Source organism: Streptomyces sp. S6 (assembly GCF_054880855.1).
The window spans coordinates 1-1,357 of record NZ_JBTYMC010000644.1 but is presented as its reverse complement, the minus strand read 5'-3'; the positions used below and the strand labels follow the sequence as shown (position 1 = coordinate 1,357).

1 protein-coding gene is annotated in these 1,357 nt (G+C 73.5%); it reads right to left on the bottom strand.

The window, feature by feature from the left end:
- Nucleotides 1-1,357 (bottom strand): transglutaminase family protein (locus ACVNF4_RS36085; RefSeq protein ID WP_461807043.1); only part of this gene is annotated, 1,357 nt, incomplete at both ends.

Below are 1,357 nucleotides of genomic sequence, written 5' to 3'. Positions count from 1 at the left end.
GTCCCGGACGGTCCCCGGGCGGGCCGTCGCCCGCGCCCGTGTGCCGTGCCGACGCGAGCCGGATCGACCGGCGGCGCAGGCGCCACAGCATCGGCAGCAGCGGGACCGCGATCACCAGCACGGCCAGCAGCGACCACCAGGCCACCCGGTACCAGGGGGTGCCCCCGCCGCCGTCCGCCGACCGGTCCACCGGGGCCGTGCTCGCGCAGCCGTTCTCCTTGCGCTGGGCCGAGGAGCAGCTCGCGCTCGCGGAGGGCGCCGAGGACGGAGCCGCGCTCGCCGTGGCCGGGTTCTCCGGGATGACCGGGGTCGCGGTGTCCCCCGTGTCCGGCAGTGTGTACTCCGGGGTCGAACCCCGCGTCGGCGTCGGCTCGAAGCGGGTCCAGCCGATGCCCTCGAAGTACAGCTCCGGCCAGGCGTGCGCGTCCTTCAGGCTCACCTGGACCGTGCCGTTGCCCTGCGGGGTGCCCGGCGCGAAACCGACCGCGACCCGCGCCGGGATGCCCAGCGTGCGGGCCATGGCCGCCATCGCGAACGAGTAGTGGACGCAGAACCCCTGCTTGTCCCGCAGGAAGCGGGCGATCGCGTCCGGGCCCGAGCCGACCTCGACCTGGGTGTCGTACTGGAAGCCGCCCGTCACCGCGAAGTAGTCCTGGAGGGCGACCGCCTTCGCGTAGTCCGTCCCGGCGCCGCGGGTGATCTCGCGGGCCTCCCGCCACACCACCTGGGGGAGCGAGGGCGGTACTTCGGTGTAGTCGTTCAGGATCGACGCGCGGGCCGGGGGCGCCGCCGCCAGCTGCTCCGCCGTCGGCCGCACCTCCAGGCTGTTGACCTGGTACGTCAGACCGCGGGTGTTCTGGCCGTGGTCGCCGACCAGGGTCATGCCCTCCGGCTCGAACCGCCAGTTCCCCTTGATCTGCACCCCGCTCGGCGGGTACGGCATCGGCAGCCAGTCCTGGGCGTACCAGCCGGCGGCCGTGATCTGTGTGCTGACCTCCGTGCGCTTCACGGAGGAGCGCAGGCCCACCGGGGTCGGGAAGTCCTTGGGGACCTCCTGGATGCGCTTGCGGGACGGGCGCCAGGTGGTGCCGTCGAAGTCGTCCAGGGAGACGATCCGCAGGTACATGTCCGACAGGTTGCTGGAGTTCGTACGGACCGTCAGGACCGTGCGGTCCTGGTCGATGTTCAGGCTGTCGCGCAGGGACACCAGAGGGTTGACCGCGGAGATCGTCCCCCCGCCGCCCGAACCCGCGCCGATGCCCGCGCCCGTCTCGCCGAGCAGACCGCCCTGGATCGCGGGGATCGGCAGCAGCGGGACGGCCAGGGCGACGCCGAGGGCGGCCATGCCGATCCGCCG